This is a genomic window from Caballeronia sp. (assembly GCF_028292365.1).
Taxonomy (GTDB): Bacteria; Pseudomonadota; Gammaproteobacteria; order Burkholderiales; family Burkholderiaceae; genus Caballeronia.
This window is the reverse complement of the sequence record NZ_JAQGMM010000368.1, coordinates 1-7180: the sequence shown is the minus strand read 5'-3', so window position 1 is coordinate 7180 and position 7180 is coordinate 1. Positions and strand designations below refer to the sequence as shown.

Below are 7180 nucleotides of genomic sequence, written 5' to 3'. Positions count from 1 at the left end.
ATCCGCCGCATTATCGCGCAGGATTTCCAGGAAGCATTCAATCACTGCGATGTGATCATGGGACCCGTGGCGCCATCGGTGGCATGGAATCTTGGCGAAAAAGCCGATGATCCCGTCCAGATGTATCTCGCCGATATCTACACGCTGTCGATCAGCCTTGCCGGCTTGCCGGGCATGAGCGTGCCTTGCGGTTTTGGCGCTGCGGGCAGCGACCATGCCACGCGCCCGGTTGGCTTGCAGATCATTGGCAACTATTTCAACGAAGCTCGGTTGCTCCAGGTCGCCGACGCGTTTCAGCGCGCGACAGACTGGCACGTGCAATCACCGGCGGGAGTATGAGCATGCAATGGGAAGTGGTTATAGGACTGGAGACGCACGCGCAGTTGTCGACCGTCTCCAAGATTTTTTCGGGCGCGGCCACGCGGTTCGGCGCTGAGCCGAACACGCAGGCTTGCCCTGTGGATCTGGCGTTGCCGGGTTCGTTGCCTGTGATGAACCGTGGCGCTGTGGAGCGCGCGATTCGTCTAGGGTTGGCAATTGGCGCGACCATTGCGCCGCGCAGCATCTTTGCGCGCAAGAATTATTTCTATCCCGATCTGCCGAAGGGTTATCAGATCAGTCAATTTGAGATTCCGGTCGTGCAGGGCGGCACCCTGACGATCCAGGTCCCGGCCAACGAAAAAACTGGCAAAGCTGCGTACGAAAAGACCGTCAACCTGACGCGCGCGCATCTGGAAGAAGACGCCGGCAAGTCGCTGCACGAAGACTTTGCGGGCATGACGGGTATCGACTTGAATCGCGCAGGCACGCCGTTGCTCGAGATTGTGACGGAACCTGAAATGCGCAGCGCCGCCGAAGCCGTCGCCTACGCCAAGAGCCTGCACAGTCTCGTGCAATGGCTCGGAATCTGCGACGGCAACATGCAGGAAGGCTCATTCCGCTGCGACGCGAACGTCTCCGTTCGTCCGGTCGGTCAAGCTGAATTCGGCACGCGCGCCGAGATCAAGAACCTGAACTCGTTCCGCTTCCTCGAAGAAGCTATTCAGTACGAAGTGCGCCGGCAAATCGAGTTGATCGAAGACGGCGGGACGGTGGTGCAGGAAACGCGTCTCTACGATCCCGACAAGCGCGAAACGCGTTCCATGCGCAGTAAGGAAGACGCGCACGATTACCGCTATTTCCCCGATCCCGATTTGATGCCATTGGTGATCGATGAAGCGTGGATCGCACGGGTTCGCAGCGAACTGCCCGAATTGCCCGAAGCCATGCAAACGCGTTTCGTCGAGCAATACGGTTTGACGCCGTATGACGCGGCGGGGCTGACGTCGTCGAAGGGAATGTCGGCGTATTTCGAAAGCGTCGTTGGCGTGGTGGGACCGACGCACGCGAAGCTCGCGGCCAACTGGCTGATGGGCGAAGTATCGTCGCAACTGAATCGCGATTCGCTGGATATTGCGGACTCACCGGTGTCTCCCGCGCAACTCGGGCTGGTGATTCAGCGTGTGGCCGATGGCACGATATCGAATAAGATCGCCAAGGATATTTTCCAGGCGATCTGGGAAGAGAAAGCAACGGACGATACCGCCGCTGATCGGATTATCGAAGCGAAGGGTTTGAAGCAGATCTCGGATACGGGCGCGCTGGAAGCGATCATCGACGAGGTGATGGCCGCGAACCAGAAGTCCGTCGATGAATACCGTTCGGGCAAGGAGAAAGCTTTTAACGCATTGATCGGTCAGGCGATGAAAGCGACCAAAGGCAAGGCGAATCCGCAGCAGGTCAACGAGCTTTTGAAGAAGAAACTATCCTCTTGAGCTGACGGCTGGACTATTCGCGGGTTGCTGCCGGGTCCTGTCTGGCAGCAACCCTTTCTTTTATCAACCGGGATTAACCGGGATCAACCGAGAACCGCACGCGTGGCTAAAAAACCTGAACTCGACGATTATCGCGTGCCTTATTTCGACGGCAAGAAGATCAAGCCCTTTGACCTGGCTTCTATCGATACCGCGTCGAAGCCGTTTTCGGCCGGTTCCAAAGATGCGGATCGCGAGCGGTTAAGCGAGCTGAGCACAGCACTAGATGCTCTGCAGGAAAAGCTCCACGCACAACGCTCGCATCGCATTCTGCTGATCCTTCAAGGCATGGACACAAGCGGCAAAGACGGCACGGTTCGCGGTGTCTTTCACGAAGTCGATCCGCTCGGTTTGCGCGTCGTGCCGTTCAAGGCGCCCTCCGAAACCGAAGCCGCGCACGACTTTCTCTGGCGCGTTCATTCGCAAGTCCCGGCGGTCGGTGAGTTCGCCATTTTTAATCGTAGTCAGTATGAAGACGTGCTGGTGCCGCGCGTGCTGAAACAGATCGACCAGGAAGCGTGGGAGCGTCGTTACCGGCAGATTCGCGACTTCGAAGCGATGCTCGCCGAAAACGGCACGACCATCGTTAAGTGCTTTTTGCATATATCGAAGGACGAGCAGAAGGCGCGTTTGCAGGCGCGTATCGATAATCCCGAGAAGCACTGGAAGTTCGATCCGTCGGATCTCGATGCCCGCAAACAGTGGGACGAGTATTGCAAGGCTTATGAAGACGCCCTTGGGGCGACGTCGACGGAGATTGCGCCTTGGTACGTGATTCCCGCCGATTCGAAGACGCACCGCAACGTCATGATTGCAGAGTTGATGGTGCGCACGCTGCAAGGCTTGAAGCTCGCCTATCCGCCGGCGAAAGAGTCGCTGAAAGGGATCAAGGTCGAGTAGTTCACCAACATACAAGGATGCTTCATGTTTCGTGTCATCACCGCTAATTTGAACGGCATTCGGTCGGCCGCGAAGAAGGGTTTCTTCGACTGGTTTGGCGAGCAGGATGCTGACGTTGTCTGCGTGCAGGAGATCAAGTGCTCGCAAGACGATCTCACACCGGAATTTCTCGCGCCGCACGGCTTCCAGGGTTACTTCCAGCACGCAGTGAAAAAGGGATATTCGGGCGCGGGGCTATATACGAAGCACGAACCGGATGAAGTGATCATCGGCTTTGGCAGCGAGGAATTCGATCCGGAAGGGCGATATGTAGAGGCGCGCTTCGGGGATTTATCGGTGATCTCGGTATATGTGCCTTCGGGGTCGAGCGGCGAAGAACGGCAGCAGGCCAAATACCGTTTCATGGACGAGTTCATGCCGCATCTGGAGAAACTGGCCAAAAAGCGCGAAGTGATCTTGTGCGGCGACGTGAATATCGTGCACAAGGAAATCGACATCAAGAACTGGAAGAGCAATCAGAAGAACTCGGGTTGCCTGCCGGAAGAGCGCGCGTGGCTCACGCAACTTTTCGACGAAAAAGCTTACGTGGATGTCTTCAGAACGCTGGACCAGCGGCCTGAGCAATACACGTGGTGGAGCAATCGCGGGCAGGCTTACGCGAAGAACGTCGGGTGGCGGATTGATTACCAGATCGCGACGAAAGGTGTAGCGGACACGGCCGCGGCGACTTCGGTTTTCCGCGACATCAAGTTCAGCGATCACGCGCCGCTGATCATTGACTATGAGTGGAAGGTTTAGATCCTCAAAGACCTTAAGGACCTTAAAGCCGCGGCTTTTTGAACCGGCCCATGCCCGCGTAATTGGGCAATTGGTCCACCGTTTTCCCGATCGCTTTTGCGTAGAGCGGCATCATGTCGGGCAAGCGCTTCATCAGGTCGTGTACGCGTGCAGCGCCATACGGATGCATCCAGATAAAACCGTTCGGCGTGCGGCGCGTACGCGCATCAATCTTTTGCCATAACGTGATGGCGGCGCGCGGATCGTAACCCGCACGCGATGCTATTTCGCTACCGATGACATCGGCTTCCGTTTCATCGGCGGGCGTGTATCGCATGGCCAGCAACTGCTCGCCAATTCCCAGCGGAGTCGAGCTGATATCGGCGAAACCGAATAACGGCGGAATCGTTCCCGTACTCAATTGCGCCGCCTGCTGACGCCCCAGCCGGTCACGCGCATGTTCACGCAACGCGTGCGCGATCTCATGGCCGATCATCATGCCAAGTTCGTTATCGTTAAGACGCAACCGGTCTATCAGCCCGCTGTAAATCACAATTTTGCCGCCCGGCAGGCAATACATGCGGATTTCGTCCGAACGCACCACATTCACTTCCCATTTCCAGTTCTTCGAGCGGTCATTCCACTTCAACGCAAACGGAATCTCGCGATTGGCAATTTCGCGTGCGCGCTTCACGAGCGGACTGTCGTCGCCCAGAAGATGTTTCGTGCGCCGGGCTTCGTGCAGGATTTGAGCGTATTCGTCGGCGGACTGCTGCTCTAATGTTGCCGATGGAATCAGGTTGCGAAACAACGCCGCATTGCCGAAGCGGATCTGGTCGGTAGCTGTGGAATAGGGCGGTTGTGCGTTAGGCGCAGCAGGCGGCGCTGCATCGGAAGTCCCGGACGCCGCGGCCGCCGCGAAGCTCACGCCAGCGTGTATCAACACGGCGCAAGCGGCAACGCGGATCAGGGCGTGCACCTTCATTGGACAGGTCTCCAGGGCGCGATTTTCGGCAACAGTAACATGCCCGGAATAGACAGCGCAGCGCAGATCATGAAGTACTCGAACCAGCCGGTTTGCGCGACCACAAAGCCGCTCGACGCCGACGCCAGCGTGCGCGGCACGGAAGCCAGGCTCGTAAAGAGCGCGAATTGCGTGGCGGTGTAACGCGGATCGGTCGTGCTCGCGATATAAGCGACGAACGCGGCCATGGTGAGGCCGGTAGCGAAGGTTTCGAACCCGTAGAGCCCGGCCAGCGCCAGCGGCGACGGCCCGATTTTCGCCAGCCACGCAAAGCCGAGCGTGGAAACGATCTGCAGCACGCCAAAGATCCATAACCCGCGTGAAATGCCGATCTTCATCAGCCACACGCCGCCAACAATCCCGCCCGCCAGGCTCGCCCAGAACGCGACGGTCTTCGCAATCACACCGATCTGCGTCATGTTGAAGCCGATATCGAGGAAAAACGACGTGGAGAGCGTGGTCGCCATCGTGTCGCCGAGCTTGTACAGGAAGATGAAGCCGAGGATCAGCAGCGCCGTGCGCCAGCCGTCCCGGGCGATAAATTCGCGAAACGGCTGGACAATGGCATCGCGTAGATTCTTGGGCGGCGTGCCATGTATTTCGGGTTCCTTGACCACGAGCGTCAGCACCATGCCTGGCAGCATGAACGCCGCCGTGACGATGAAAACGGTGGTCCACGGCAGGTGATCGGCGAGAATCAACCCCAGCGAGCCGGGGATCAGCGCTGCAATCTTGTACGCGTTGACGAAGACCGCGTTGCCGAGTCCCTGCTCGGTATCGGCGAGGAGTTCGCGACGGTACGCATCGATCGCAATATCCTGGCTGGCGCCGAAGAACGCGACGAGCGCAGTCAGCGCGGCGACGGTCCAGATCTGGTCTTTCGGCGATGTAAACCCAAGCGCGCCAATTGCCACGGCCACCAGCAACTGTGTGACGATCATCCAGCCGCGCCGCCGTCCTGGCCGCCAGCCCGGCAGACGCGGCACGTAGCGGTCCATCAGTGGCGCCCAGATAAACTTCCAGGTGTAAGGAAACTGGATCAGCGCGAACAGGCCGATTTCCTTCAGATTGACGCCTTCAGTGCGTAGCCACGCCTGAACCAGATAGACGAGCGTGAAGAGCGGCAGCCCCGACGTGAAGCCGATAAACACGCAAATCAACATGCGTTTGTTCAGAAACGCGCGCCAGCCGGGGTGTTCTTCGTGAGCGGTAAGAGCGGGCACCTCGTGTGGCGAGTTGGACATAGGGTCGATTCGAAGCAGTAAGCGGTGCGCGAGCGACGAACCGGCAAGCTCAGTTCAGCTTCGCTTTACGCGATAGACCGCAAGGCTACCACGCCAGTTCGCCCCCCAACGGATGGACTGCCCACCGTGCAGCACAGCGCGATCAAGGATCTCGATACCCACTTCCGGCGCCAGTGCCTCAAAATCCCGAATGGTGAGAACCCGCACGTTCGGCGTGTTATGCCATTGATAAGGCAGTGTTTTCGACACAGGCATGCGTCCTTGCAACACGGTCAGCCGATGCCGCCAGTAGCCGAAATTAGGAAACGACACAATGCACTCGCGTCCCACGCGCACGGTTTCACGCAGAATCGCGGCGGTTTGATGGATCGTTTGCAGCGTCTGCGACAAGATCGCGAAATCGAAGCTATCGTCTTCGAACAGGCGCAAACCATCTTCCAGGTTCTGCTGGATAACGTTCACGCCTTTCTGAGCGCACGCGAGCACGCCGGCATCGTTGATTTCAATGCCATAGCCCATCACATCGAGTTCCTCGGCGAGCAGCGAGAGCAGCGACCCATCGCCGCAACCCAGATCCAGCACCGACGAGTTCGGTTCAACCCAGCGCGCGATTGCCCGAAAGTCCGAGCGTAAGGAGAGAGAGTCCAGCGTGATTTGGTTCATGCGCCCACCTCGGCGGCAATGCGTTCGTAATAGGCGCGCATCAGGTTGTGATAACGCGCGTCGTCGAGCAGGAAAGCGTCGTGGCCATGCGGCGCATCGATTTCGGCGTAGCTCACCGTGCGTTTGTGGTCGAGCAGCGCTTTCACCAGTTCGCGCGAGCGCGCGGGCGCAAAACGCCAATCGGTGGAGAAGCTGGCGATCAGGTATTTCGCCGTGGTGTGGGCGAGCGACTTGGTCAGGTCGCCATCGAACGCCTTGGCGGGATCGAAATAATCCAGCGCGCGGGTGATCAGCAGATACGTATTGGCATCGAAGTATTCGGCGAATTTATCGCCTTGATACCGCAAGTACGACTCCACCTCGAACTCGACATCGAAGTTGAAGTTGTACGCATCCAAAGCACCTTCCGCACGACGCAACGCGCGGCCGAACTTGGCGGCCATGTCGTCGTCCGACAGATACGTAATGTGGCCGATCATGCGTGCCACCCGCAATCCGCGACGCGGCTTGATGTTATGCGCGTAGTAATCACCGCCGTGGAAATCGGGATCGGAGAGGATGGCGGAGCGCGCGACTTCGTTGAACGCAATGTTCTGCGCGGAGAGTTTGGGCGTCGATGCCACCACAATGCAGTGCGCCACGCGATCCGGATACATCATGCTCCAAGCCAACGCCTGCATGCCGCCGAGGCTGCCGCCCATGACAGCGGCGAAGCGTTC

8 protein-coding genes are annotated in these 7180 nt (G+C 58.5%); 4 read left to right on the top strand and 4 right to left on the bottom strand.

All coding sequences use genetic code 11. The features are described from left to right. The 4 genes from JWR14_RS22730 to JWR14_RS22715 all read left to right on the top strand — a co-directional run. Positions 1–339: amidase family protein (locus tag JWR14_RS22730; protein WP_299712297.1), on the top strand; the 339-nt coding region annotated here is incomplete at its 5' end. Continuing rightward, on the top strand, positions 336–1814 hold the full coding sequence (gatB, locus tag JWR14_RS22725; RefSeq protein ID WP_299712294.1) for an Asp-tRNA(Asn)/Glu-tRNA(Gln) amidotransferase subunit GatB: 1479 nt from the start codon (positions 336–338) through the stop codon (positions 1812–1814). The genes JWR14_RS22730 and gatB, both read left to right, overlap by 4 nt. Positions 1815–1916: 102 nt before the next feature. Further along, positions 1917–2753, top strand: a complete 837-nt coding sequence (locus JWR14_RS22720; RefSeq protein ID WP_299712291.1) for a polyphosphate kinase 2 family protein — start codon at positions 1917–1919, stop codon at positions 2751–2753. A gap of 24 nt (positions 2754–2777) precedes the next feature. Further along, on the top strand, positions 2778–3551 hold the full coding sequence (locus tag JWR14_RS22715; protein ID WP_299712289.1) for an exodeoxyribonuclease III: 774 nt from the start codon (positions 2778–2780) through the stop codon (positions 3549–3551). 22 nt (positions 3552–3573) lie between these two features. Here the strand turns inward: JWR14_RS22715 and JWR14_RS22710 are convergent, their stop codons facing one another. The 4 genes from JWR14_RS22710 to JWR14_RS22695 form a co-directional block, all read right to left on the bottom strand. After that, entirely contained in the window at positions 3574–4515 is a 942-nt protein-coding gene (locus JWR14_RS22710; protein WP_366144584.1) for a M48 family metallopeptidase, read from the bottom strand. Further along, complete coding sequence (locus tag JWR14_RS22705) at positions 4512–5798, bottom strand: AmpG family muropeptide MFS transporter (protein WP_299712286.1); 1287 nt, start codon at positions 5796–5798, stop codon at positions 4512–4514. Before JWR14_RS22705 ends, JWR14_RS22710 begins: the two co-directional genes overlap by 4 nt. Before the next feature lie 54 nt (positions 5799–5852). Next, complete coding sequence (gene metW / locus JWR14_RS22700; protein ID WP_299712283.1) at positions 5853–6461, bottom strand: methionine biosynthesis protein MetW; 609 nt, start codon at positions 6459–6461, stop codon at positions 5853–5855. Then, the coding region (locus tag JWR14_RS22695) for a homoserine O-acetyltransferase (RefSeq protein ID WP_299712280.1) at positions 6458–7180 on the bottom strand (723 nt) is incomplete at its 5' end. The genes metW and JWR14_RS22695, both read right to left, overlap by 4 nt.

Excerpts from the sequence above, each read along its gene's own strand:
- gatB (WP_299712294.1), top strand. The coding sequence starts at position 336 with ATGAGCATGCAATGGGAAGTGGTTATAGGACTGGAGACGCACGCGCAG.
- JWR14_RS22715 (WP_299712289.1), top strand. The coding sequence starts at position 2,778 with ATGTTTCGTGTCATCACCGCTAATTTGAACGGCATTCGGTCGGCCGCG.
- JWR14_RS22710 (WP_366144584.1), bottom strand. The coding sequence starts at position 4,515 with ATGAAGGTGCACGCCCTGATCCGCGTTGCCGCTTGCGCCGTGTTGATA.
- JWR14_RS22705 (WP_299712286.1), bottom strand. The coding sequence starts at position 5,798 with ATGTCCAACTCGCCACACGAGGTGCCCGCTCTTACCGCTCACGAAGAA.
- metW (WP_299712283.1), bottom strand. The coding sequence starts at position 6,461 with ATGAACCAAATCACGCTGGACTCTCTCTCCTTACGCTCGGACTTTCGG.